The organism is Kibdelosporangium phytohabitans, assembly GCF_001302585.1.
GTDB lineage: Bacteria > Actinomycetota > Actinomycetes > Mycobacteriales > Pseudonocardiaceae > Kibdelosporangium > Kibdelosporangium phytohabitans.
In genome coordinates, this window is the sequence record NZ_CP012752.1 from 11,081,846 (window position 1) to 11,105,233 (window position 23,388).

Genomic DNA, 23,388 nt, shown 5'->3' on the forward strand with positions numbered 1-23,388 from the left:
AGGCCTCAACAAGGGCGTCGCGCCGGAGTTCATGGTCTCGCCGGACATGCTCGACCACGTCAGCCCGTCCGGTGACCGCGGCGGCATGGTGCTCGGCCAGAACACGCAGGGCGGCGAGCCGCTGATGGTCTCGACCATGCGCCCGGCGCCGACCAGGATCGTCCTGGTCGGCGGGTTGTACCTGGCCTTGCAGACGGCGTTGCGGGCGATGGCGGTCGGCGCGTGGGTGGTGGTCGCGACCGGGCGACCGACCAAGTGGCAGGTGCTGCAGAAGGCAGCGGGGACCACTCCGGACGGTCGTCCGGTGCCGATCGTGCAGATCCGCAGGCTCAGCCCGGTGGAGCTGCCACGGCCCACTGAGGACAGTCCGTTGCTCGTGGTGCACGACGGCGGCCCGACTCCGCAGGAGTTGTTCCCGCCGCGAACGCCGTGGCAGACCACGATTTACGTTTTGCCGTATTTGCACCCGCAGGCCGGGGCGACCGCGAACGCCGCCGATCTTGTGCTTATGCAACGACTTCCGTCCGGTCAGGCACAACTCGCCTCGCGAATTTGGCGACTGCCGCCACCCATGATCAATCAGCTGACTTCGTTGCAGGACGACCAGGTCGTGGCGTTGGGCGCGAACTTGTGGCGGCCATTGCGATTGGTGACCACTCAGCGGGAACAGCAGATCATCGGACCGATTCGGCGCGGGGATTAAAACCTTTTCTGGGAATATGTAAACCCCCGTTGTGACCTTGTGCGATCGCATGGTCACAACGCACCCTGTTGATCGTCCTTCCAATCGTGCACGGCCGCGAGGGCACCGGGGCCGTGCACGCCCTGCACGAAGGAGAACTCAGGATGGGTGTAATTCGGGCTGCCCGGATAACGGGTATCGCCGGGATCGCCGCGGTCGCCGCCGCGACGGTCGGACTGGCCGCACCGGCGTCGGCCGCGCAAGGGCCGATCCTCGGCCTGGACGCCGACGGCGTGGTCAAGGATTCCTTTGTGGTCGTGCTGAAGAACGCCGACCAGACCACCACGCTCGGCCAGAAGTACGGCGCCAGCGTCACGCACACCTACAAGTCCGCGCTCAACGGCTTCGCCGCGACGATGACCGAGGCGCAGGCACGCAAACTGGCGGCCGACCCGGCCGTGCAGTACGTCCAGGCCAACCGGACACTCCGGATCACCGACACCCAGCCGAACCCGCCGTCGTGGGGGATCGACCGGATCGACCAGCGCAACCTGCCGCTGGACAACTCGTACACGTACTCCACAAGCGCGTCCAACGTGAGCGCGTACATCATCGACACCGGCATCCGCGTCACGCACCAGACGTTCGGCGGCCGGGCCAAGCCGGGCTTCGACGCGATCACCTCCGGCGGCAACGCCAACGACTGCCACGGCCACGGCACGCACGTCGCCGGAACCGTCGGCGGCAAGGAGTACGGCGTCGCCAAGGCCGTGAACCTGTTCGCCGTCCGCGTGCTCGACTGCAACGGCTCCGGCACGACCGCTCAGGTCGTCGCGGGCATCGACTGGGTCACCGCGAACGCCGTCAAGCCCGCTGTCGCCAACATGAGCCTCGGCGGCGGCGCCGACGCCACGCTGGACGCGGCCGTGCAGAAGTCGATCGCGTCCGGTGTCACGTACGCCATCGCGTCCGGCAACTCGAACGCAAACGCTTGCAACTACTCCCCGGCGCGCGTGCCCGAGGGGATCACGGTGAACGCCTCGACGAACACCGACGGGCGGGCGTCCTTCTCGAACTACGGCACCTGCACCGACATCTTCGCTCCTGGCCAGAACATCGTGTCGTCCTGGAACACCAACGACACCGCCACCAACAACATCAGCGGCACCTCGATGGCCGCGCCGCACGTCGCGGGCGGCGCCGCGCTGTACCTGGCCGACAACCCGTCGGCCAGCCCGCAGCAGGTCCGCGACGCGCTGGTGAACGCCGCCAGCGACGGCAAGATCACCAGCCCGGGCACCGGCTCGCCGAACAAGCTGCTGTTCACCGGGTCCGGCGGGACCGAGCCGCCGCCCGTCACCTGCACCACCAAGACCAACGACACCGACGTGGCGATCCCGGACCTGAGCACGGTGAACAGCCCGATCGCCATCTCGGAGTGCGCGGGCAAGAAGGGCGCCACGGCCGGGAAGGTGGCCGTGGACATCACCCACACCTACCGCGGCGACCTGAAGATCGACCTGGTCTCGCCCAGCGGCGCGGTCCGCAGCCTGAAACCGGCCAGTTCCGGTGACAGCGCCGACAACGTGGTCGAGACGTACGCGGTGAACCTGTCCGCTGAAGACGCGAACGGGACGTGGAACCTGCGTGTGCAGGACACCGCGCGGGCCGACGTCGGCACCATCAACAAGTGGACGTTGACCGTCTGATCGTCACAGAACTGGCCCGTCCGGGGCAGCGCCCGCTGCGCCGGACGGGCCAATTCATTCCCAAAAAAGACTTCTGGGGATAGGTGACCCAGCGAAGTTACGTCCTCATCTTGCGTAATGCCCTGGTTGCGGACAAATGTGGAGTTTGTTCCTTCCACTCGCGAACGCCGCCCCTGCAGCAGCGTTCGCGCCCTGCTAGAAGGAGACCAGAGGATGCGAGTATCGAAGGCTGCCCGAATGACGGGACCAGCCGGAATCGCCGTCTTGTTCGCCGCGACAATCGGGCTCGCGACGCCCGCGAACGCGGCGCCGGAAGGCGCGATTCTCGAGGCGAACGCGGCCGACGTGGTGCCGAACTCCTACATCGTCGCGCTGAAGAACACGCCGGAGAACGCGGCATCGCTGACCGCGAAGTACGGCGGCGCCGTGAAGTTCACCTACAAAGCGGCGCTGAACGGTTTCGCCGCGGACATGACCGCACAGCAGGCCCGCCGTCTCGCCGCCGACCCAGCGGTGGAATACGTGCAGGCCGACCAGGTCATGCGGATCAGCGACACGCAGAACAACCCGCCGTCGTGGGGCCTTGACCGGATCGACCAGCGCAACCGGCCGGTCGACAGCAAGTACACGTACCCGAACACGGCGTCCAATGTGAACGCGTACATCATCGACACCGGCATCCGCCTGACCCACAGGGACTTCGGCGGCCGTGCGAAGACCGGCTTCGACGCCATCACCTCCGGTGGCACGGCCAACGACTGCCACGGCCACGGCACGCACGTCGCCGGAACCGTCGGCGGCACCGCCCACGGTGTGGCCAAGGGCGTCCAGCTGTTCGCGGTGCGTGTGCTGAACTGCCAGGGCTCCGGCACGACCGCGCAGGTCGTCGCGGGCGTCGACTGGGTCACCACGAACCACAAGAAGCCGGCTGTGGCGAACATGAGCCTCGGCGGCGGCGCCAGCACCGCGATCGACAACGCCGTGCGCAAGTCGATCCAGGCAGGCGTCACGTACGCGATCGCCTCGGGTAACTCGAACACCAACGCGTGCAGCTCATCGCCCGCCCGCGTGACCGAGGCAATCACTGTGAACGCGACGTCGAGCAACGACGCCCGCGCGTCGTTCTCGAACTACGGCACGTGCACGGACATCTTCGCTCCTGGCCAGAGCATCGTGTCGGCGTGGAACACCAACGACACCGCCACGAACAACATCAGCGGCACCTCGATGGCCACCCCGCACGTGGCCGGTGTCGCGGCGCTGTACCTGTCCGCCAACACCTCGGCCACCCCGGCGACCGTGCAGAGCACGCTCAACTCCCAGGCGACGCCGAACGTCGTCACCAACCCCGGCTCGGGCTCCCCGAACCGCCTGCTGTTCGTCCAGCAGTAGAACCACCCTCGTGAGTGTTTTGGCCGGTTCTAACCGGCCAAAACACTCACGAGGTCAATGTGCGGACGTTTCTGGTTTCGGCCGCTCGCGCGGCGAGGTCCGCGTCGGCCGGGTAGTCCACTTTGGTCAGGATCAGGCCGTGCGCCGGTGCCACCGTGACCTCGCTGGAGCGGGCCTCGGCGGTGAGCAGCTTCGCCGGCCAGTCGAGCGGGCGTTTTCCTTCTCCGACAGCCAGCAGCGCACCGACCAGGCTGCGGACCATGGAGTGGCAGAAGGCGTCCGCGGACACCTCGGCGATCAGCACCTCGCCGTCCCCGCGCCAGTCGAGGCGCTGCAACTCGCGGATCGTCGTGGCACCTTCGCGGCGCTTGCAGAAGGCCACGAAGTCGTGTGTTCCCAGCAAGGTCCGAGCGGCCGCGTCGATCAGGCCGATGTCCAGCGGCCGTGGCCACGCCACGATGTGGTTGCGCTGCAAGGGAGCCACCACGGCGTCCGACACGCGGTAGGTGTAATGCCTGCGCAGCGCGGCGAAACGGGCGTCGAAATCCGCGGACACCGTCGACACGCCCAGGATCCTGACGTCACCGGGCAGTGCGCGGTTGAGGCGGTACGCCTCCGGCACGACCGGAAGGTCCACATGGGCCACCTGTCCGGTCGCGTGCACGCCCGCGTCCGTCCGCCCGGCCACAGTCAAACGGACCTCGGGCAGCCGCAGAATCCGCGCGAGCGTGTCCTCGAGGACCCCGCAGACGGTCCGGCGCTCGGGCTGACGAGCCCAGCCGGAGAAGTCCGTTCCGTCGTAGGCGATGTCCAGGCGTATGCGCAGGAGCCCGCCGTCCCCAGCGGGGGCGACGGGCTCCTGGTCGAGCTGATCCGTCAGGACTCGTCCTTCTTCTCTGACTTCTCCTCGGCCGGGGTCTCCTCGGCCTTGGCCTCGGCGCCCTCGGCGGGCTCGTCAGCGGCGTCCTTGGTCGCGGACTCGGGCGCCTCGGCGTCCTGGTCCTCCACCTTGGTCTCCGCCTTGGGCTCGTCGGCCTTCTTGGCGAACTTGGTGCCGCGGGCCTTCTCCGCCTCGCTGGTCACGGTCTTCTCGTTGACCAGCTCGATGATCGCCATCTTGGCGTTGTCGCCCTTGCGCGGCAGCGTCTTGACGATGCGGGTGTAGCCGCCGTCGCGGTCGCTGAAGAACGGGCCGATCTCGGCCAGCAGGCGGTGCACGACATCCTTGTTGCGGATCACCTTGGTGATCTCACGACGGTGGTGCAGTGCGGCCGGGCTGACCTTGAAGCCGGACTCGCTGTACTTGTCCTTGCGCTCGGCCTCGGGAGTCGCCTTGACGTACTCCTCGTTGGCCTGGTGCGCGTACTTCGCCTTGGTGATCAGGCGCTCGGCCAACGGACGCAACCGCTTGGCCTTGGCCTCCGTGGTGGTGATCCGGCCGTGCGTGAACAGCGAGGTGGCCAGGTTGGCCAGCAACATCCGTTCGTGCGCCGGAGACCCGCCGAGGCGGCGCCCCTTCGTGGGGGTTGGCATTTCCTAGCTCCTAGATATGTCCGCTCTTGAGCGTCCACAAGGGACTCAGAGCTGCTCCGTCTCGGCGTAGTCCTGGCCGTCGTCGTGGCTGGTGTCGACGCTGGTGTCCGCGGTCGCCCAAGCGCTCTCGGCGGGGTAGTCCGACGCCGCGGCGGTCGGGTCGAACCCGGGAGGGCTGTCCTTGAGCGCGAGGCCGAGGCTGACGAGCTTCATCTTGACCTCGTCGATCGACTTCGCACCGAAGTTGCGGATGTCCAGCAGGTCCGCCTCGCTGCGCGAAACCAGTTCACCCACGGTGTGGATGCCCTCGCGCTTGAGGCAGTTGTACGACCGGACCGTCAGGTCGAGGTCCTCGATCGGCATCGCGTAGGCGGCGATGGTGTCCGCCTCCGCGGGCGACGGGCCGATCTCGATGCCCTCGGCATCGACGTTCAGCTCACGCGCCAGGCCGAACAGCTCGACCAGGGTCTTGCCAGCCGACGCCACCGCGTCGCGGGGGGTGATCGACGGCTTCGACTCCACGTCCAGGATCAGCTTGTCGAAGTCCGTGCGCTGCTCGACACGCGTCGCCTCGACCTTGTAGGTCACCTTCAGCACCGGCGAGTAGATCGAGTCCACCGGGATCCGGCCGATCTCGGCACCGGCCTGCTTGTTCTGCACCGCGGGCACGTAACCGCGGCCCCGCTCGACGACCAGCTCGATCTCCAGCTTGCCCTTGCCGTTCAGCGTGGCGATGTGCAGATCGGGGTTGTGCACGGTGACACCGGCCGGCGGCACGATGTCCCCTGCGGTGACCTCACCGGGGCCCTGCTTGCGCAGGTACATGGTGACCGGCTCGTCCTCCTCGGACGAGACGACGAGCTCCTTGAGGTTCAGGATGATGTCGGTGACGTCTTCCTTCACCCCCGGGACGGTGGTGAACTCGTGCAGCACGCCGTCGATGCGGATGCTGGTGACCGCCGCCCCCGGGATCGAGGACAGCAGGGTGCGGCGCAGCGAGTTGCCGAGCGTGTAACCGAAACCAGGCTCCAGCGGCTCGATGACGAACCGGGACCTGGTCTCGCTGACGGGCTCTTCGGCGAGACTGGGACGCTGTGAGATAAGCACTTTCTTCGTTTCCTTCCCTGAGGCACCCGCTATTTGATGCCTGGAAATGGAGCCCCGGCGCTATCGGAACGCCGGGGCTGATCAAGTCTTACTTCGAGTAGAACTCGACGATCAGCTGTTCCTGGACGGGCACGTCGATCTGCGCCCGCTCCGGCCGCTGGTGCACCAGGATCCGCAGGTTCGACGGAACGACCTGCAGCCACGCCGGGATCGGACGGTCGCCCATGGTCGCCTTGGCGACCTCGAACGGCAGCGTCGGGATCGACTTCGGCTTCACGTCGATGATGTCGAACTTGGTGACCTGGTAGCTGGGCACGTTCACCTTCACGCCGTTGACGATGAAGTGACCGTGGCTGACCAGCTGGCGCGCCTGGCGGCGGGTGCGCGCGAGACCCGCGCGGTACACCACGTTGTCCAAACGCGACTCCAGCAGCTGGAGCAGGACCTCACCGGTCTTGCCCTGCTGGCGGACGGCCTCGTCGTAGTACTTGCGGAACTGACGCTCGAGCACGCCGTAGGTGAAGCGCGCCTTCTGCTTCTCCTGCAGCTGGAGCAGGTACTCGCTCTCCTTGACCCGGCCGCGGCCGTGCTGGCCGGGCGGGTAGGGGCGACGCTCGAACGCCTTGTCGCCACCGACGAGGTCAACCTTGAGCCGACGCGACTTACGCGTGGCAGGTCCCGTATAACGAGCCATTTGTTCTTACTCCTCCCCGTGCCTCAGACCCGGCGCCGCTTGGGCGGGCGGCAGCCGTTGTGGGGCTGCGGGGTCACGTCCTGGATCGTGCCGACCTCGAGGCCGGCTGCCTGCAGCGAACGGATCGCGGTCTCCCGACCGGAGCCCGGGCCCTTGACGAACACGTCGACCTTCTTCATGCCGTGCTCGGCAGCCTTGCGGGCGGCGTTCTCCGCGGCCATCTGGGCGGCGAACGGCGTCGACTTGCGCGAGCCCTTGAAGCCGACGTGACCGCTGGAGGCCCAGCTGATCACGTTGCCCTGCGGGTCGGTGATCGAGACGATCGTGTTGTTGAACGTGCTCTTGATGTGAGCATGTCCGTGGGAGATGTTCTTCTTTTCCTTGCGCCGCACCTTCTTGACGGCGCCAGTACGAGACTTGGGTGGCATTTCTTCGGGTTTCTCCTACTTCGAAGCGCGAGTGGGTGCGGAAGGAGCGACAGACCCGCGCCGGATGCGAGAACCGGCGTCGAGGTACAGGTCCCGCAGCGCGTCCGGGCGCGCGTTCTGCGGGGCGACGAGGGTGGCCCGCATGGCGGACCGGCCACGCCGCGACTGCGTGACGAGCTTGAGCGTCCGACCGCAGTACTGGCTCACTTCTTTCCGGCCTTCTTCTTGCCGGCGACCGTCTTCTTCGGGCCCTTGCGGGTACGCGCGTTGGTCTTGGTCCGCTGACCGCGGACCGGCAGACCACGGCGCCAGCGAAGGCCCTCGTAGCAGCCGATCTCCATCTTCCGGCGAATGTCGGCCTGGACCTCGCGGCGGAGGTCACCCTCGACCTTGAAGTGCTCCTCGATGTAGTCCCTGAGCTTCAGGACGTCCTCGTCGGACAGGTCCTTCACGCGCAGGTCGGGAGACAACTCGGTCGCGTTCAGCAGCTCCTTGGAGCGGGTACGCCCGATGCCAAAGATGTAGGTAAGCGCGATCTCCAACCGCTTGTCGCGGGGGAGGTCGACACCCATGAGTCGTGCCATTTCGGCGCTTTCTCCTTAGTGAATTTCTCCAGGTCTGCTCCCTGACCGCCCCGGGTTGACTCGGTGAGCCCGGGCCCCGGCCTGAAGTCCGGGGGTACGCCGGATCCGTGTGATCCGGCAGGTCATGGGAGGTCCTCTTGTGTTGTCAGCCCTGGCGCTGCTTGTGACGCAAGTTCTCGCAGATCACCATGACGCGACCGTGCCGGCGGATCACCTTGCACTTGTCGCAGATCTTCTTGACGCTCGGCTGGACCTTCACGCCTCAGCTCTCCTGTTCAAGCCTGGTAAAGGTCACTACTTGTAGCGGTAGACGATGCGCCCACGGGTCAGGTCATACGGCGAAAGCTCCACGACGACCCGGTCCTCAGGCAGGATACGGATGTAGTGCTGCCGCATCTTGCCACTGATGTGCGCGAGAACCTTGTGCCCGTTCTCCAGCTCAACGCGAAACATCGCGTTGGGAAGGGGTTCGACCACGCGACCCTCGACTTCGATGGCCCCGTCCTTCTTGCCCATGTCCTCCGCGTTTCGTGACGGTGACTTACTTCGTACGCGGGCACGCTTCTACCGGACACGCGAGGGTTCATCTCAAGGAAAAAACCGCACAACGAGACCGGCGCTACGAGCGCGCCACCAAACCAGTGTACGCACCCGGGCGACGGGCCCCAAATCGGGGGTCCTAGCTGCGGGTACGTCCCACCCCGGACCACCACAGCACGCCGAGGACGGCCCCCGGCGGCACCAGCGGCCAGATGAACCACGGGTAGGCGAGTTCGAAGCTGGTCACCGACACGATCAGCCAGATGACCAGGTTGACGGCGCTGACCGCCAGCCAGATCACGGTCAGCACCCGCATCGCCATCAGTGCGCCGTCGGGCTTCGGCGGCGCGGGTGGAGGCGGCGGGGGCTGGGGCGCGGGCAGGTCGCGCACCAGATCGGTCAGGTCCCGTCGGGTCCTGGTCAACCAGAGGTTCGCCAGACGTTCGTCCAGCTCGTCCAGGGTCAGGCTGCCGTCGGTGTGCGCGAGCCGCAGCCGCGCCTCGGTGGCCTTGCGGTCCAGGTCGGTCACGCGGATCAGGTCAGGGGCGAAGTCGTCGGTCACCCTGTTCATCGTTCCCGCCGAGGACTCGCAGGTGGATGGCGTAATCCCTACGCTTCTGGTGGGGCTGGCCCTACCCTTCGGCGACGTGCGCCCCTTCAGATACATCCTGCTCGACGACGAATCCGACGAGGACGAGACGGTGGGCCTGTGCCTGGACATCCACGGCCTGTTCGTCGACCCGCCCGAGCCGGAGCTGGTGCGGATCACCCTGGCCGGGTGTGAGCCGGAGGGGGTGCTGCGGGACGCGCTCGACTCACCGGTGCCTGTGCGGCTCGGGGACATCTACATCGACTTCGGTGACGAGCCGGGGAACGGGTGCCCGCTGCGGGACGCGACCGTGCTCGGCCGGGCCGATGGGTTGGCCGATGTGGCGGTCGAGGCACGGCTGCACGAGTTCCACCTGCCGTCCGACCGGCCGCCGGACGTGTCCGAGTTCCGCCTGTGGGAGGAAGTGGGCGGCTCGATGGGCACGTGCCGAAGCGTCGACGGCCTGTTCGTCCAGCGGCTTCCGGAACGGTCCGGGCCCATGACCCTGTACGGCGTGGAACCGCACAACAAGCTGCTGCGCAAGCTGGAGAAGGGCACGCCGGTGGCCATCGGTCGAGCGCAGGTCGTTTTCCTTGACCAGCAGGGAAATCAGTTTCACCCGAATTGGTACACACAGCTCGACGTCCTGTCGGCGCAACCGTCGAAATCGGGTGACGGACTGGTCGACCTCCTTGTCGCGAACGGGGTGAGCGACCCGCCGCCGCGAGTGGCACGGTCCATTTGGGACATGTGGCGCACCGGTGGCCCGCGGAGCAAGAACATGTGGGCGGGCTATGACGCCGGAGGTCGCTGGGCCTGGCTGGCCGCCGCGCTTTCACGGCCACGCACCCAACCCGGCGACTCCCCCGGGCAGACCTTCCACATCGACGGCCGGTTCGCCACGACAATGACTGGCTTCTACTGCGCGATCGGCGAGGCGGTCAACGGCCCGGGTGGGTACTTCGGCTGGAACATGGACGCGCTGGCGGACTGCCTCAAGAGCGGTCAGTTCGGCGCGACGCGGCCATTCACCCTGGTCTGGCACGACTCCGCCATCGCCAGGACACAGTTGCGGCTGGCAGCCGAGCGTGAACTCCTGCGAACCGACCCGTTCGAGACCATTGTGGACATGGTCCGCGAGTACGCGGCCCTCGAGCTGGACTAGTCCTCGGGGGCGGTCAGGATCCAGGGGCCGTCGTCGGTGATCGCGATGCTGTGCTCCCAGTGCGCGGCACGGGAGCCGTCGACAGTCACCACTGTCCAGCCGTCTTCGAGCTCGTCGGTGTCGTGGTCGGCGAGAGTCAGCATCGGCTCGACGGCGATCGCCATCCCCGCCACCAGGCGCGGGCCCTTGCCGGGCTTGCCGTAGTTCGACAGGTACGGCTCCATGTGCATCTCCGTACCGATGCCGTGGCCGCCGTAGTCGCGGATGATGCCGTACTTGATGCCGTCTTCTTCCGCCGAGCGCAGGATCGACTGCTCGATCGCGTGCGAGACGTCCGAGAGCCGCGCGCCGACGACGAGCGCTTCCACGCCCGCGTACAGGGACGTGCGGGTCGCGTCCGACAGCAGCTGGTCCTCCGGGCGGATCTGGCCCGCGGCCACGGTCACCGCCGCGTCGCCGTGCCAGCCTTCGAGGATCGCGCCGCAGTCGATCGAGATCAGGTCGCCTTCGGCCAGCACCTGCGACTTCGCCGGGATGCCGTGCACGACCTGCTCGTTCACCGATGCGCAGATCGACGCCGGGTAGTCGTGGTAGCCCTTGAAGGAGGGCACCGCCCCGGCGTCCCTGATCGTCTGCTCAGCCAGCTCGTCCAGCTCGCCCGTGCTCACGCCCGGCTGCACGGCCTTGGTGAGCAGGTCCAGCGTGCGGGCCACGACGATGCCCGCGGCGCGCATCGCCTCGAGCTCGCCGCGCGTCTTGACCTCGATCATCGACCGGCGCCCGCGCAGCATGCCGAGCAGACCACCCCGGCTCACTTGTCCAGCGCGTTGAGCACGCGGTTGGTTACCTCGCCGACCTCGCCGACGGCGTCGACCGTCACCACGATGTCGCGGTAGAAGTTCAACAGCGGCTCGGTCTCGGACCGGTAGATGTGCTGGCGGTGCCGGATGACTTCCTCGTTGTCGTCCGTGCGGCCCCGGCCCAGCAGCCGGGCGACCACCACGTCCTCGTCGATCTGGAACTCGACGACGGCGTCCAGCTTCTGCCCCGACTCGGCCAGTATCGCGCCGAGCACCTCGGCCTGCGCGATGTTGCGCGGGAAGCCGTCGAGGATGAAGCCGTCCCGCGCGTCGGCCTCGGCCAGCCGCTCACGGACCATCTGGTTCGTGACCTCGTCGGGCACGAGCTTGCCCTCATCGAGGATCGACTGGACGCTGAGGCCGAGCTCGGTCTTGTTCCCGATGTGGGCACGGAACAGGTCACCGGTCGAGATGTGCGGCACGCCGAGCTTGTCGCTGAGCGTCCCGGCCTGCGTGCCCTTGCCCGCGCCAGGCGGGCCGACCAGAACGAGTCGTGTCACCTGAGGAACCCTTCGTAGTTACGTTGCATCAGCTGGCTCTCGATCTGCTTCACGGTGTCGAGGCCGACGCCGACCATGATCAGTACCGCGGTACCACCGAACGGGAAGTTCTGGTTGTTCCCCGATCCCGTCACCGACAGGAAGAAGTTCGGGAGGATCGCGATGATGCCAAGGTAGATCGAGCCGGGCAGGGTGATGCGGCTCAGCACGTAACTCAGGTATTCCGAGGTGGGACGGCCGGGGCGGATGCCGGGGATGAAGCCACCGAACTTCCGCATCTCCTCAGCGCGTTCGTTCACGTTGAACGTGATCGTGATGTAGAAGTACGTGAAGAAGATGATCAGCGTGAAGTACACGAGGATGTGCACCCAGCTGTTCTGCTGCACGAGGTTCTGCTGGATCCAGCGCTGCCAGCCGGAGTCCTGCGAGCCGCCGATCAGTCGCGAGATCAGGTCGGGCAGGTAGAGCAGCGAGGACGCGAAGATCACCGGGATGACACCGGCCTGGTTGACCTTCAGCGGCAGGTAGGTCGAGGTTCCGCCGTACATCCGGCGGCCGATCATGCGCTTCGCGTACTGGACGGGGATCCGGCGCTGGCCCTGCTCCATGAACACGACGCTGGCGATGATGGCGAGACCGAACAGGCAGATCACGGTGAAGGTGATCGGGCCCTTGTCCCAGATGATCTTGCCCTCGAACGGGATCCGCGCGGCGATGTTGACGAACATCAGCAGCGACATGCCGTTGCCGATGCCGCGCTCGGTGATCAGCTCACCCAGCCACATGATGACGGCGGTACCCGCGGTCATCGTGATGACGATGATGATCAGCGTCCAGATGCCGTCACCGGGGATGATGTCGACCTGCGCGCCGTTGGCGTCACGGCAGTCGCCGAACAGCTGCTGCCGGTCGGCCAGGGCCACGATGCCGGTGGCCTGCAGGACCGCGAGCGCGATCGTCAGGTACCGGGTGTACTGGGTCAGCTTGCCCTGACCGGCCTGGCCTTCCTTCTTCAGCTGTTCGAAGCGCGGGATGACCACGGTGAGCAACTGGATGATGATGCTCGCCGTGATGTACGGCATGATGCCGAGCGCGAAAACGGACAGCTGGAGCAAAGCGCCGCCGCTGAACAGGTTCAGCAGCGAGTAGATGCCGTCCTGTTCCACCGACGCGATGCATTTCTGCACGTTCGGGTAGGACACACCTGGTGAAGGCAGCAGGGCGCCCACCCGGTACACCACGATGATCCCGAGTACGAACAGGATCTTCTTTCGCAGATCCGGCGTCGCGAGAGCCGAGCGGAAGGCGCCTAGCACGCAAGACCTCCTCGCGTCACCGGCGTTTCGCCGGCGAACGATGGGCCGGTGAATTGCACCGGCGGGAACACAAGCCAGGAACGCTTCGGGGCGCATTTGTCCCGAAGCGTGTCCACGACTCTAACAGCCTCACATAGGGGCTCCGCACCCCCCGTCCGGCGCATAGATCAGATGGATCCGTTCGCTGCCGGCGGAAGATCACCCGGGTCGCCGACGGGCCAGCGCCGGGGGTCGTCGCCGAGGGCCTTGAGCTGAGGCAACTGCAGTTCAGCCCACGGGGAAAGCTCGCGCGCGGGTGGCCACTCGACCCACTCGAAGTCCTCGACCTCACTGGGGTCGGGGGTGGGGTCGCCGGCAACGGTGACCCGGTACACGGGACACATCTCGTTCTCCACGATGCCGTCGGGCATGGCCACCCGGTAGCGGAACTCCGGCAGGACGAGATCGATCGTCGTCACATCGAGACCCAGCTCGGTGCCGAGTCTGCGGACGACCGCGTCGCCGATCGCCTCGCCGGGCGCGGGGTGCCCGCAGCACGAGTTGGTCCAGACCCCCGGCCACGTCTTCTTGCTCAGCGCTCTGCGGGTCAGCAGGAAGCGGTTGCGTTCGTCGAAGACGTACGAGGAGAACGCCAAGTGCAGCGGTGTCCGCTCGTGGTGCACCGTTGCCTTGTCCGCGGTGCCGATGGCCCGCCCTGACTCGTCAAGTAAGACGACCTGCTCCATGTGACCGACAGTATCTGCTCCATTTCCGCCGTGAGCAGTTCTCGTGGTCACTTGTCCGACTGGCCCTCGGGGTTGACCGGCTTCTCCGGTTCGGTGGACGGCTCGGCCTGCGCCGTGCCGGCGTCCTGGCGCGGACCGGGCTGGGCTGGTTCGGGCGCCGGCTGGGCCTGGCTGTACACGGGCTGGGCCGGCTCGGCGGCGAACTGAGCGGACTGCATCGGCTGCCCCTGGTGGCCCACCGGGATGGGGATGCCGTAAGCGGGCGTGACCGGTTCCCGGTCGCGGGTGGGCAGCGCGGCGATCACCGCCGCGGCCAGCGCGAGCACGGTCCCGATCGCCATCAGCCAGAAGCCCATGCCGATGGACGTGTTGACCCTCGCCGACGCGAGGCCGACGGGCCGGAACGTGTCGATCCAGTTGGTTAGCTGCGGCAACACTGTGACAGCCACACCGAGCGTGAACGCTGCGGCGACAGCCGCGAACACAGCGGCCATACGACGGTTGCTTGGCGTGGCACCCCTGCGCGCTCCGTTGACGCTGATGATGGCGGCGGCGAACAGCAACACAGCGGAGAAGATCAGGCCGTACGCGTTGACCGCAACGGCACCGAACTGTTGTGGCGCATCGCTGTCGAAGCCCCACCCGTCGATGGTCATGGTGAACTCCGCCGCCCTGGCGTTCAACGTGCCGATGAACAGCGACAGGAACGGCGAGACGAGCAACAGGATCGCCGAGACCAATCCGAGCAGGGCGCCGACGAGGCGCTGTAGTTGCCACATGGGACAGAGGGTGACAGGTCGACGACACGACCGGATCACGACTGGTGGGATGGCAGCCAGTTGCCGTGGAAACCCATCGGCACCCGGTACGGCAGGTGCACCGATGCCACGGTCTCCAGCGTGCCCGCGTCGAGAATCGCCAGGTCACTGCGGTCCTCCGCCTGCACGTGGACGTAGCCGACCAGTACGCCATCGTCCTCGGCGGCAGTGTCGTGCGCGGGGATGAAGCAGAACTCGCCGAGTCCGTGTCCTGGCCCGAACTCACGGGTGACGCTGCCGTTGCCGGCGAAGTCGTGCTTGATGAGAGCCTCGATCGGCCGGTCGGGCGTGGTGCCGCCGACCAGGTAGCCGTACCGGTGGCGGCGGCCGGCGAGTCGTTCGTCGACGCGGGGGAACTCCTGGCTGCGGTCGTCGAGGCACTCCTCGCGGACCTTGCCCGCCGCGAGGTCCACGGTCCAGCGATGCAGTTCGGGTTCGCCGCCGTGCTCGATCGGGCCGTTGCGGTTGACGTCCATGGTCTTCGGCATCCGGACGATGTCGAGCACGATGGTGTCGCCGTCTTCGTAGGCGTTGACCGGGTGGTAGACGTAGCAGGCATCCACTTCCAGCCAGCGGACCTGGTCGCCGTCACGCGGCATGACCCCGATCCGCGCCGGGTATTCGGGATCCCAGCGGTAGGGCATGCGCGCGTTGGGACGCAGGGTGCGGTCCAGCCTGGTGAGGATCGGGTGCGGCACCCGGACCCGGCCGACGATCGCGGAGAGCACCAGCCGCACGGGCAGCCTGAGCGGTCGTGGCACGGCGATCTCCACGGCTTCGGCGGCGTCGAAGACGACCGGGAGGTCGTAGAGCACGACGTGGTTCCGGGTCAGCGAGAACGCGTGCATCATCGGGCTGCCGGTGACCTCGATGTCCACCGTGCGCTTCGCCCGGCCGTCAGCCCCGATGACGGAGTACTGCACGGTGTTGCCGCGGCCGATGGAGTACGACACGGCGTGCAGGTCGCCGGTTTCCGGGTCCCGGATCGGGTGTGCCGTGTACCCGCCCGGCAGTGTGCCGTCGAAGTCGCACGGGCCGACGGTGTCGAGTTCGTCGGTGAGTTCGACGACCGAGGGCCCGCCTTCGACCAGGGCGAGGGTGCGGCCGGCGTGGCCGATCACGCTGGTGTTGGCGCCGAGGAACTCCGCGACGGCGCGACGACCGCGTTTGCGCGCTGCCGGTTCGCCCAGCACGGACCGCAGGCGAGGTGTCCGGACCCAGCGGTTGCGGTACCACTCCGCGCGCCCGTCGCGCAGGCGCACGCCGTGGAGCATGCCGTCGCCCATGAACCAGTGGTAGAGCTCGGGATCCAGGTCCGCCGCCGGGTTGGGGCCGTTGCGGACGTATCGGCCGTCGAGGAAATCCGGGATTTTCCCCGAAACCCGCAGGTCGGTGGCGGTGTGTTCGTGCCGGGTCGGGCCGAGGTTGCCGGTGAGGTAGTGGTTGTCCATGGTCGATCAGTCCTTCGGGCGAGTGCCATTGCTGAATCGATGGAACAAAAATGCACTTTAGTTCCATCGAACCGCGTCTGGAAGGATGAGCGCATGGATTCCCCCACGCGGGCTAGCGATCGCCTGCTCGAAGCCGCGCTGGACTGCTTCGCCACCTACGGCGTGCGCAAGACGTCGATCCGCGACGTCGCCGCCCGTGCGGGGGTCTCGGCCACCACGGCCTATCGCGCGTTCGCCACCAAACCCGACCTGATCGCCGCGGTCTTCCGGGTGGAGGTCGGCAAGTTCTCAGCCGCCTACGCGCAGATCGCCGACACCGCCAACGACGAGAACGACCTGCTCGAACGGACCGTGCCGTTCGTACTGGACTACTTCAGCAACCACCCGGTGGTCAGCCGGATCCTCGCCGACGAGCCCGAACAGCTGCTCGACCTGATCGTCCAGCACGGCGACTCGCCGACCGCGCTGGAACTCATCCGGCCCACCGCCGAAGCCGCGATCGCCAACGGCGTCGACCCGGACCGCCTGCGGGGCACGGCCGCGCAGATCGCCGAATGGTGCGTCCGGATGCTGATCAGCTTCAACCTCGCCCCGCGCACCACGCTGACCGGCCACGACCAGATCACCGAACTGCTGCTGCACGGCATCCGACGGCCGCCCGCTTCCCCGTGAGCACGCGAAAAGGCCCGCCAGGTCGTGCCTGGCGGGCCTTTCGCGGTACAGCTCAGAGCTTGGTTGCCATCACAGCTTGGTGATGGTGCCACCAGCGCTGGTGATCTTCTCGATGGCGCTGCCGGAGAAGCCGTGGACGGTCACGTCCAGCTTCACACCGGCGATGTCGCCGTCGCCGAGGACCTTGACGAGCTGGCCCTTGCGGACCGCGCCCTTCTGGACCAGGTCGATGATGCCGACCTTGCCGCCCTCGGGGAACAGCGTGGCCAGGTCGCCGACGTTGACGATCTGGTACTCCACGCGGAAGCGGTTCTTGAAGCCCTTGAGCTTCGGCAGCCGCATGTGGATGGGCATCTGCCCACCTTCGAAGCGCGCGGGCACGTTCTTGCGCGCCTTGGTGCCCTTCGTACCGCGACCAGCGGTCTTGCCCTTGGAGCCCTCACCACGGCCGACGCGGACCTTGTCGGACTTGGCACCGGGCGCCGGGCGCAGGTGATGGAGTTTGATGGCCATCAGTCGTTGACCTCCTCGACGACCACCAGGTGGCGGACCGTGTGGATCAGGCCGCGGACCTGGGGGGTGTCGTCACGCACCACGCTCTGGCGGATCTTGCGCAGCCCGAGGGTGCGCAGCGACTCGCGGTGGTTGTGCTTGGTGCCGATCTTGCTCTTTACCTGGGTGATCTGCAGCTTTGCCATGTCACGCTCCAGCCTGAGCGCGGGCACGCAGCATGGCGGCGGGGGCGACGTCCTCGAGCGGCAGACCGCGACGGGCGGCCACCTCCTCCGGACGCTGCAGGCCCTTCAGCGCGGCGACGGTCGCGTGCACGATGTTGATGGCGTTGTCGCTACCCAGCGACTTCGACAGCACGTCGTGGACACCCGCGCACTCCAGCACGGCACGCACCGGGCCACCGGCGATGACACCGGTACCGGCACTCGCCGGACGCAGGAGCACGACACCGGCCGCGTCCTCACCCTGGATGGGGTGCGGGATGGTGCCTGCGATGCGGGGAACGCGGAAGAAGTTCTTCTTGGCTTCCTCCACGCCCTTCGCGATCGCGGCGGGCACCTCCTTGGCCTTGCCGTAGCCGACGCCGACCTGACCGTCGCCGTCACCGACGACCACCAGGGCGGTGAAGCTGAAGCGACGACCACCCTTCACGACCTTGGCGACGCGGTTGATCGCGACCACGCGCTCGAGGTGCGGGGTCTTCTCCTGGGCCGCTCCGCCACGGCCACCGTCGCGGCCGCCCCTGCGGTCACGGCGGTCGCCGCGGTCGTTGCCGCCCTGACCGCCCTGCTGACCGCCGAAGCCGCCACCCTGCCGTGTACGTCCCGGCATCAGGCGTTCCTTCCGTTCTCGATTGCTCGGGTCTGGGTCATCAGAACTCCAGCCCCGCTTCACGGGCCGCGTCGGCGAGCGCCGCGATCCGGCCGTGGTAGTCGTAGCCACCCCGGTCGAACACGACCTTGTCGACGCCCTTGTCCTTGGCGCGAGCCGCGATCAGCTGACCGACCTTGGCGGCCTTGGCCTTCTTGTCGCCCTGCACCGCGACCACGTCGGCCTCGAAAGAGGTCGCACCGGCGATGGTGTGGCCGGCCAGGTCGTCGATCAGCTGCACGGTGATGTGCCGCGAGGACCGGTTGACGACCAGACGCGGACGGGCCGGCGTACCGCTGATCTTCTTGCGGAGCCGGAAGTGACGACGCGTGCGGGCAACGCGACGGCGGGTGGAGATGTCCTTGCCCACCGGCTTGCGCTTCGTAGTGGTTGCTTCGCTCATGTCACTTACCCGTCTTTCCGACCTTGCGGCGGATCTTCTCGCCCGCGTAGCGGACGCCCTTGCCCTTGTACGGGTCGGGCTTGCGCAGCTTGCGGATGTTGGCCGAGACCTCACCGACGAGCTGCTTGTCGATCCCGCTGACCGAGAACCGCGTCGGGTTCTCGACCGTGAAGGTGATGCCCTCCGGGGCAGGCACCTTGATCGAGTGGCTGTAACCGAGCTGGAACTCAAGTTCGGTGCCCTTGAGCGCGACACGGTAACCGACGCCGTGGATCTCGAGCTTCTTCTCGTACCCGGTGGTCACGCCGACCACGAGGTTGTTCACGAGCGTCCGCGTCAGGCCGTGCAGCGCACGGTTCTGGCGCTCGTCGTTGGGCCGCTTGACCTGCAGCGTGCCGTCCTCGGCGCGCTCGAGGCTGATCGGCTCGACAATGGTGTGCGTCAGAGTGCCCTTGGGCCCCTTGACGTTGACCGTCTGGCCGTCGATCTTCACATCGACCCCGGCGGGGACGGTGATCGGCAGCTTTCCGATACGGGACATGCCTGCTCTCCTCCCCTACCAGACGTAGGCGAGAACTTCTCCGCCTACACCCTGCTTGTTGGCCTGTCGATCGGTCACCAGGCCGGTCGACGTGGAAATGATCGCCACGCCCAGTCCGCCGAGCACCTTCGGCAAGCCGGTCGACTTGGCGTAAACCCGCAGACCCGGCTTGGAGATGCGGCGCAGACCAGCGATGCTGCGCTCACGGTTCGGGCCGTACTTCAGCTCAACGACCAGGTTCTTGCACTTCTCGCCCTGCTCGGCGCGGTAGCTGGCGATGTAGCCCTCGCGCTTGAGGATCTCGGCGATGTTCGCCTTGATCTTCGAGTGCGGCAGTACGACCTCATCGTGGTACGCCGAGTTGGCGTTGCGCAGACGCGTCAAGAAGTCTGCGATCGGGTCGGTCATCGTCATGGTGACCTGTCAACCTTTCTCGCCGGGGTTCCCCGCGCTCGGCGCGAGGCCTACGGCGAAATGGGAGGTAGAGGCGGGTTCGCCTTTACCAGCTGGACTTGCGCACGCCGGGCAGTTCACCGCGGTGCGCCATCTCCCGCAGGCAGATCCGGCACAGGCCGAACTTGCGGAACACGGAGTGCGGGCGACCGCAACGCTGGCAGCGGGTGTAACCGCGGACCTTGAACTTCGGCTTCTGCGCGGCCTTGTGGACCAGTGCCTTCTTGGCCATGGATCAGTTCTCCCGGAACGGGAAGCCCAGGTGCTTGAGCAGCGCCCGGCCTTCATCGTCGTTGACGGCGGTGGTGACGATCGTGATGTCCATACCGCGCGGACGGTCGATCGAGTCTGGGTCGATCTCGTGGAACATCGACTGCTCGTTGAGACCGAACGTGTAGTTGCCGTTGCCGTCAAACTGCTTGGGCGACAAGCCACGGAAGTCACGGATACGCGGGAGGGCGATGGTCAGCAACCGGTCGAGGAACTCCCACATCCGGTCGCCGCGCAGCGTGCAGCGCGCGCCGATCGGCATGCCCTCGCGCAGCTTGAACTGCGCGATGGACTTGCGGGCCTTGCGGACCTCCGGACGCTGGCCGGTGATGGTGGCCAGGTCGCGGACCGCGCCCTCGATCAGCTTGCCGTCGCGGGCGGCGTCACCGACACCCATGTTCACGACGATCTTCACGACGCCCGGGATCTGCATGACGTTCTCGTAGGAGAAGTCCTTGTGCAGTGCCGGAGCGATCTCGCTGCGGTAGCGGGCCTTGAGCCGCGGGATGGTCTTCTCAGTGGTAGTCATGATCAGATCTCCTTCCCGTTGCCCTTGCCGCGGGCCACGCGAACCTTGCGGCCCTCGTCATTGGTCTCGTACCCGACGCGGACGGCCTTGCCGTCGGCGACGACCATGACGTTGGAGACGTGGATCGGGGCCTCCTGGGTCACGATCCCACCGGACTGCGCACCGCGCTGGGTCTGAGTGATCTTGGTGTGCTTCTTGATCCGGTTGACGCCCTCGACCAGGACCTTGTTGTCCTTCGGGTAGGCCTGGATGACCTTGCCCTTGGCACCCTTGTCCTTGCCGGCGATGACGACGACCGTGTCGCCTTTCTTCACCTTCATGGTCAGAGCACCTCCGGCGCCAGCGAAATGATCTTCATGAACTTCTTGTCCCGCAGCTCACGCCCGACCGGGCCGAAGATGCGGGTACCACGCGGCTCGGTGTCGTTCTTGATGAGCACCGCGGCGTTCTCGTCGAACCGGATGTACGAACCGTCCGGGCGGCGGCGCTCCTTGACGGTGCGCACGATGACCGCCTTGACGACGTCACCCTTCTTCACACCGGCTCCCGGGATGGCGTCCTTCACGGTGGCGACGATGATGTCGCCGATACCCGCGTAACGCCGACCCGAACCGCCGAGAACACGGATGCAAAGGATCTCCTTGGCACCGGTGTTGTCGGCGACGCGCAGCCGCGACTCCTGCTGGATCACTGTCTCTCCCTGACCCGTTGTGGCGTGGCAGATTTCCGACCTGACACGCGCGGTCAATAGTTACTGCTTTTTACTTGGCCTTCTCGAGAACCTCGACCAGCCGCCACCGCTTGGTGGCCGACAGCGGCCGGGTCTCCATCAGCAGAACGCGGTCGCCGACGCCGGCGCTGTTCTCCTCGTCGTGCGCCGTCACCTTGGTCGTGGTGCGCATGACCTTGGCGTACCGCGGGTGCTTCTTGCTCTGCTCGAGGCGGACGACCACGGTCTTGTCCATCTTGTCGGACACGACGTAGCCCTCACGGACCTTGCGGCGGCCACGGGCCTCCGTGGTCTGCTGCTGCTCGGCTGCTGGCTCGGTCATGCGGCACCTTCGTTCGTAACTGTCTCGTCAGGGGAAGCCGACAAGCCCAGTTCGCGCTCCCGCATCACTGTGTAGATCTTCGCGATGTCCCGCCGCACAATGCGCAGGCGACGGTTGTTGTCCAGCTGACCGGTGGCCATCTGGAACCGGAGGTTGAACAGCTCCTCCTTGGCCTCGCGCAGGCGGAGCACCAGCTCCTCCTCGGTCAGCTCGCGCACCTCGGACGCGGTCACACCGGCGGCCATCAGAAGTCACCACCTTCACGCGTCACGATGCGGCACTTCATCGGCAGCTTGTGGATCGCGCGGCGCAGTGCCTCACGCGCCACTGCCTCGTTCGGGAAGCTCATCTCGAACAGCACGCGACCCGGCTTGACGTTGACCACCCAGTACTCGGGCGAGCCCTTACCGGAACCCATCCGGGTCTCGGCGGGCTTCTTGGTCAGCGGACGGTCAGGGAAGATCGGGATCCAGACCTTGCCACCACGGCGGATGTGCCGGTTGATGGCGATACGGGCCGACTCGATCTGCCTGTTCGTCACGTACGACGGCTCGAGCGCCTGGATGCCGTACTCACCGAAGTTCACCTTGGTGCCACCCTTGGCGGCACCTGAGCGCTTCGGCGAGTGCTGCTTGCGGTGCTTGACCTTGCGTGGGATGAGCACAGCTCAGCCCTCCCCGTTTGCCTTGGCCTCCGGAGCCGCGGGGGCTTCGGACGGCGTTTGCGCGGCCTCGGCGCTGGAGCGTGCCTCCTGGGCGGCAGCCCTGGCGGCCTCGGTGCTGGTCGCGGTGGTGCCGGAGGCACCGGAACGACGAGCCCGGTTCGGACGCTCGCGACGAGGAGCGCGCTCCTGCGTGGCGTTCTGGGTGGTGTCCTGCTGGCGACGCCCGCCGACCACTTCACCCTTGTAGATCCAGACCTTCACGCCGATGCGGCCGAAGGTGGTGCGGGCCTCGAAGAGGCCGTAGTCGATGTCCGCGCGCAGCGTGTGCAGCGGGACGCGACCCTCGCGGTAGTGCTCCGAGCGGGACATCTCGGCACCGCCGAGACGGCCACCGCACTGCACCCGGATGCCCTTGACCTGCGGCGAACGCATGGCCGACTGGATGGCCTTGCGCATCGCGCGGCGGAAGGCCACACGGTTGGACAGCTGCTCGGCGACGGCCTGCGCGACCAGCTGGGCATCCGACTCGGGGTTCTTGACCTCGAGGATGTTCAGCTGGACCTGCTTGCGGGTGAGCTTCTCCAGCTCACCGCGGATGCGGTCGGCCTCGGCGCCGCGGCGACCGATGACGATGCCCGGACGAGCGGTGTGGATGTCCACACGCACGCGGTCACGGGTCCGCTCGATCTCCACCTTGGAGATGCCGGCACGCTCCATGCCCTTGGACAGCAGTCGCCGGATCTTGACGTCTTCCGCCACGTATTCCGCGTACTGCTTGTCCGCGTACCAGCGGGACTTCCAGTCAGTGGTGATACCCAGGCGGAAGCCGTGCGGGTTGATCTTCTGACCCACTAGCTGGCACTTCCCTTCTCACTGGTCTTCGCGGCCTTGCGGGCCGGCTTGCGTGCCGCTTCGGCCTTCGGACGCGAAACGACCTCGACCGTGATGTGGCTGGTGCGCTTGCGAATGCGGTACGCACGGCCCTGCGCACGCGGACGGAACCGCTTGAGCGTCGGGCCCTCGTCCACATACGCCTGGCTCACCCAGAGCGTCTCCGGGTCGAGTTTCAGGTTGTTCTCGGCGTTTGCCATGGCGCTGGCGAGCACCTTCGCAACCGGACCGCTGGCGGCCTGCGGCGCGAACTGGAGCACGGCCAGGGCCTCGCTGGCGTTACGTCCCTTGATGAGCTCCACAACGCGGCGCGCCTTCATAGGCGTGGTGCGCACGTAGCGAGCCCGAGCCACGGCGGTAGGAAGCTCCTCCACCGCGGCTTCGTCACGGGCGTTCATCGCTGCTTACCCCTTGCTGGTTCGTGTCTAGGCGCGCCG

35 protein-coding genes are annotated in these 23,388 nt (G+C 66.9%); 5 read left to right on the forward strand and 30 right to left on the reverse strand.

Going from position 1 to position 23,388, the window contains the following annotated elements; all coding sequences use genetic code 11:
• Nucleotides 1-31: 31 nt before the first annotated feature.
• From AOZ06_RS49580 to AOZ06_RS49590, 3 genes are all read left to right on the forward strand, one after another.
• A complete protein-coding gene (locus tag AOZ06_RS49580) occupies nucleotides 32-703 on the forward strand; it encodes a hypothetical protein (protein ID WP_054297489.1) in 672 nt (223 codons plus the stop codon).
• 143 nt (nucleotides 704-846) lie between these two features.
• Nucleotides 847-2,391, forward strand: a complete 1,545-nt coding sequence (locus AOZ06_RS49585) for a S8 family peptidase (protein ID WP_054297490.1) — start codon at nucleotides 847-849, stop codon at nucleotides 2,389-2,391.
• A gap of 213 nt (nucleotides 2,392-2,604) precedes the next feature.
• Nucleotides 2,605-3,783, forward strand: coding sequence for a S8 family peptidase (locus AOZ06_RS49590; protein WP_054295742.1), 1,179 nt, complete (start codon nucleotides 2,605-2,607; stop codon nucleotides 3,781-3,783).
• 46 nt (nucleotides 3,784-3,829) lie between these two features.
• Here AOZ06_RS49590 and truA read toward each other — a convergent pair whose 3' ends face one another.
• The 9 genes from truA to AOZ06_RS55630 all read right to left on the reverse strand — a co-directional run bounded on the left by truA (nucleotide 3,830) and on the right by AOZ06_RS55630 (nucleotide 9,231).
• Complete coding sequence (gene truA / locus AOZ06_RS49595) at nucleotides 3,830-4,609, reverse strand: tRNA pseudouridine(38-40) synthase TruA (RefSeq protein WP_225954488.1); 780 nt, start codon at nucleotides 4,607-4,609, stop codon at nucleotides 3,830-3,832.
• A 50-nt stretch (nucleotides 4,610-4,659) separates the two neighbouring features.
• On the reverse strand, nucleotides 4,660-5,316 hold the full coding sequence (gene rplQ / locus AOZ06_RS49600) for a 50S ribosomal protein L17 (RefSeq protein ID WP_054295744.1): 657 nt from the start codon (nucleotides 5,314-5,316) through the stop codon (nucleotides 4,660-4,662).
• A 45-nt stretch (nucleotides 5,317-5,361) separates the two neighbouring features.
• Nucleotides 5,362-6,423 carry a DNA-directed RNA polymerase subunit alpha gene (locus tag AOZ06_RS49605; protein ID WP_054295745.1) on the reverse strand — a complete coding sequence of 354 codons (1,062 nt, stop codon included), beginning with the start codon at nucleotides 6,421-6,423 and terminating at the stop codon, nucleotides 5,362-5,364.
• A gap of 88 nt (nucleotides 6,424-6,511) precedes the next feature.
• Entirely contained in the window at nucleotides 6,512-7,117 is a 606-nt protein-coding gene (gene rpsD, locus AOZ06_RS49610; protein WP_054295746.1) for a 30S ribosomal protein S4, read from the reverse strand.
• A 23-nt stretch (nucleotides 7,118-7,140) separates the two neighbouring features.
• On the reverse strand, nucleotides 7,141-7,545 hold the full coding sequence (gene rpsK, locus AOZ06_RS49615; RefSeq protein WP_033384187.1) for a 30S ribosomal protein S11: 405 nt from the start codon (nucleotides 7,543-7,545) through the stop codon (nucleotides 7,141-7,143).
• A gap of 203 nt (nucleotides 7,546-7,748) precedes the next feature.
• On the reverse strand, nucleotides 7,749-8,129 hold the full coding sequence (rpsM, locus tag AOZ06_RS49620; RefSeq protein WP_054295747.1) for a 30S ribosomal protein S13: 381 nt from the start codon (nucleotides 8,127-8,129) through the stop codon (nucleotides 7,749-7,751).
• Nucleotides 8,130-8,274: 145 nt separating this feature from the next.
• Nucleotides 8,275-8,388: a 50S ribosomal protein L36 gene (gene rpmJ, locus AOZ06_RS49625; protein ID WP_010148647.1), complete on the reverse strand. Its 114-nt coding sequence runs from the start codon at nucleotides 8,386-8,388 to the stop codon at nucleotides 8,275-8,277.
• A gap of 35 nt (nucleotides 8,389-8,423) precedes the next feature.
• Complete coding sequence (gene infA / locus AOZ06_RS49630) at nucleotides 8,424-8,645, reverse strand: translation initiation factor IF-1 (protein WP_033384191.1); 222 nt, start codon at nucleotides 8,643-8,645, stop codon at nucleotides 8,424-8,426.
• A gap of 163 nt (nucleotides 8,646-8,808) precedes the next feature.
• Nucleotides 8,809-9,231 (reverse strand): DUF1707 SHOCT-like domain-containing protein, encoded by a 423-nt coding sequence (locus tag AOZ06_RS55630; RefSeq protein ID WP_169799090.1) that lies wholly within the window; start codon nucleotides 9,229-9,231, stop codon nucleotides 8,809-8,811.
• Between the two features lie 85 nt (nucleotides 9,232-9,316).
• Between AOZ06_RS55630 and AOZ06_RS49640 the strand changes: the two genes are divergently transcribed.
• Entirely contained in the window at nucleotides 9,317-10,423 is a 1,107-nt protein-coding gene (locus tag AOZ06_RS49640; RefSeq protein ID WP_157233673.1) for a barstar family protein, read from the forward strand.
• Here the strand turns inward: AOZ06_RS49640 and map are convergent.
• The 6 genes from map to AOZ06_RS49670 all read right to left on the reverse strand — a co-directional run bounded on the left by map (nucleotide 10,420) and on the right by AOZ06_RS49670 (nucleotide 16,093).
• Nucleotides 10,420-11,193, reverse strand: coding sequence for a type I methionyl aminopeptidase (gene map / locus AOZ06_RS49645; RefSeq protein WP_054297491.1), 774 nt, complete (start codon nucleotides 11,191-11,193; stop codon nucleotides 10,420-10,422). The two genes, AOZ06_RS49640 and map, sit on opposite strands and share 4 nt — an antisense overlap.
• Before the next feature lie 41 nt (nucleotides 11,194-11,234).
• A complete protein-coding gene (locus AOZ06_RS49650) occupies nucleotides 11,235-11,783 on the reverse strand; it encodes an adenylate kinase (protein ID WP_054295750.1) in 549 nt (182 codons plus the stop codon).
• The gene (gene secY / locus AOZ06_RS49655; protein WP_054295751.1) at nucleotides 11,780-13,099 is read right to left on the reverse strand and encodes a preprotein translocase subunit SecY; all 1,320 of its coding nucleotides are present in this window, start codon (nucleotides 13,097-13,099) and stop codon (nucleotides 11,780-11,782) included. The genes AOZ06_RS49650 and secY overlap by 4 nt, the downstream gene beginning before the upstream one ends.
• A gap of 167 nt (nucleotides 13,100-13,266) precedes the next feature.
• Nucleotides 13,267-13,824, reverse strand: coding sequence for an isopentenyl-diphosphate Delta-isomerase (idi, locus tag AOZ06_RS49660; protein WP_054295752.1), 558 nt, complete (start codon nucleotides 13,822-13,824; stop codon nucleotides 13,267-13,269).
• Nucleotides 13,825-13,871: 47 nt separating this feature from the next.
• Nucleotides 13,872-14,603 (reverse strand): hypothetical protein, encoded by a 732-nt coding sequence (locus tag AOZ06_RS49665; protein ID WP_054295753.1) that lies wholly within the window; start codon nucleotides 14,601-14,603, stop codon nucleotides 13,872-13,874.
• A 35-nt stretch (nucleotides 14,604-14,638) separates the two neighbouring features.
• Nucleotides 14,639-16,093: a carotenoid oxygenase family protein gene (locus tag AOZ06_RS49670; protein WP_054295754.1), complete on the reverse strand. Its 1,455-nt coding sequence runs from the start codon at nucleotides 16,091-16,093 to the stop codon at nucleotides 14,639-14,641.
• 93 nt (nucleotides 16,094-16,186) lie between these two features.
• Between AOZ06_RS49670 and AOZ06_RS49675 the strand changes: the two genes are divergently transcribed.
• Nucleotides 16,187-16,765: a TetR/AcrR family transcriptional regulator gene (locus tag AOZ06_RS49675; RefSeq protein ID WP_054295755.1), complete on the forward strand. Its 579-nt coding sequence runs from the start codon at nucleotides 16,187-16,189 to the stop codon at nucleotides 16,763-16,765.
• Nucleotides 16,766-16,834: 69 nt separating this feature from the next.
• On the opposite strand, the gene rplO is transcribed toward AOZ06_RS49675, so the two are convergent.
• From rplO to rplV, 15 genes are all read right to left on the reverse strand, one after another.
• Nucleotides 16,835-17,281, reverse strand: coding sequence for a 50S ribosomal protein L15 (gene rplO, locus AOZ06_RS49680; protein WP_157233674.1), 447 nt, complete (start codon nucleotides 17,279-17,281; stop codon nucleotides 16,835-16,837).
• Nucleotides 17,278-17,463 (reverse strand): 50S ribosomal protein L30, encoded by a 186-nt coding sequence (gene rpmD, locus AOZ06_RS49685; RefSeq protein ID WP_054297492.1) that lies wholly within the window; start codon nucleotides 17,461-17,463, stop codon nucleotides 17,278-17,280. Before rpmD ends, rplO begins: the two co-directional genes overlap by 4 nt.
• Before the next feature lies 1 nt (nucleotide 17,464).
• Nucleotides 17,465-18,109 (reverse strand): 30S ribosomal protein S5, encoded by a 645-nt coding sequence (rpsE, locus tag AOZ06_RS49690; RefSeq protein ID WP_054295757.1) that lies wholly within the window; start codon nucleotides 18,107-18,109, stop codon nucleotides 17,465-17,467.
• Between the two features lie 40 nt (nucleotides 18,110-18,149).
• The gene (gene rplR, locus AOZ06_RS49695; RefSeq protein WP_054295758.1) at nucleotides 18,150-18,551 is read right to left on the reverse strand and encodes a 50S ribosomal protein L18; all 402 of its coding nucleotides are present in this window, start codon (nucleotides 18,549-18,551) and stop codon (nucleotides 18,150-18,152) included.
• A gap of 1 nt (nucleotide 18,552) precedes the next feature.
• Nucleotides 18,553-19,092, reverse strand: a complete 540-nt coding sequence (gene rplF, locus AOZ06_RS49700) for a 50S ribosomal protein L6 (RefSeq protein WP_054295759.1) — start codon at nucleotides 19,090-19,092, stop codon at nucleotides 18,553-18,555.
• 15 nt (nucleotides 19,093-19,107) lie between these two features.
• On the reverse strand, nucleotides 19,108-19,506 hold the full coding sequence (gene rpsH, locus AOZ06_RS49705) for a 30S ribosomal protein S8 (protein ID WP_054295760.1): 399 nt from the start codon (nucleotides 19,504-19,506) through the stop codon (nucleotides 19,108-19,110).
• An 85-nt stretch (nucleotides 19,507-19,591) separates the two neighbouring features.
• On the reverse strand, nucleotides 19,592-19,777 hold the full coding sequence (locus AOZ06_RS49710) for a type Z 30S ribosomal protein S14 (protein ID WP_042182737.1): 186 nt from the start codon (nucleotides 19,775-19,777) through the stop codon (nucleotides 19,592-19,594).
• 3 nt (nucleotides 19,778-19,780) lie between these two features.
• The gene (rplE, locus tag AOZ06_RS49715; RefSeq protein WP_054295761.1) at nucleotides 19,781-20,344 is read right to left on the reverse strand and encodes a 50S ribosomal protein L5; all 564 of its coding nucleotides are present in this window, start codon (nucleotides 20,342-20,344) and stop codon (nucleotides 19,781-19,783) included.
• A 2-nt stretch (nucleotides 20,345-20,346) separates the two neighbouring features.
• Nucleotides 20,347-20,664 carry a 50S ribosomal protein L24 gene (gene rplX, locus AOZ06_RS49720; protein ID WP_033384250.1) on the reverse strand — a complete coding sequence of 106 codons (318 nt, stop codon included), beginning with the start codon at nucleotides 20,662-20,664 and terminating at the stop codon, nucleotides 20,347-20,349.
• 2 nt (nucleotides 20,665-20,666) lie between these two features.
• Nucleotides 20,667-21,035 carry a 50S ribosomal protein L14 gene (rplN, locus tag AOZ06_RS49725; protein WP_054295762.1) on the reverse strand — a complete coding sequence of 123 codons (369 nt, stop codon included), beginning with the start codon at nucleotides 21,033-21,035 and terminating at the stop codon, nucleotides 20,667-20,669.
• A gap of 70 nt (nucleotides 21,036-21,105) precedes the next feature.
• Entirely contained in the window at nucleotides 21,106-21,396 is a 291-nt protein-coding gene (rpsQ, locus tag AOZ06_RS49730; RefSeq protein WP_054295763.1) for a 30S ribosomal protein S17, read from the reverse strand.
• Nucleotides 21,393-21,641, reverse strand: a complete 249-nt coding sequence (gene rpmC, locus AOZ06_RS49735) for a 50S ribosomal protein L29 (protein WP_042182733.1) — start codon at nucleotides 21,639-21,641, stop codon at nucleotides 21,393-21,395. Before rpmC ends, rpsQ begins: the two co-directional genes overlap by 4 nt.
• Nucleotides 21,641-22,060 carry a 50S ribosomal protein L16 gene (gene rplP, locus AOZ06_RS49740; RefSeq protein ID WP_033384217.1) on the reverse strand — a complete coding sequence of 140 codons (420 nt, stop codon included), beginning with the start codon at nucleotides 22,058-22,060 and terminating at the stop codon, nucleotides 21,641-21,643. The genes rpmC and rplP overlap by 1 nt, the downstream gene beginning before the upstream one ends.
• A gap of 3 nt (nucleotides 22,061-22,063) precedes the next feature.
• Entirely contained in the window at nucleotides 22,064-22,912 is an 849-nt protein-coding gene (gene rpsC, locus AOZ06_RS49745; RefSeq protein WP_054295764.1) for a 30S ribosomal protein S3, read from the reverse strand.
• Nucleotides 22,912-23,349 (reverse strand): 50S ribosomal protein L22, encoded by a 438-nt coding sequence (gene rplV / locus AOZ06_RS49750; protein ID WP_054295765.1) that lies wholly within the window; start codon nucleotides 23,347-23,349, stop codon nucleotides 22,912-22,914. The genes rpsC and rplV overlap by 1 nt, the downstream gene beginning before the upstream one ends.
• Nucleotides 23,350-23,388: the final 39 nt, after the last annotated feature.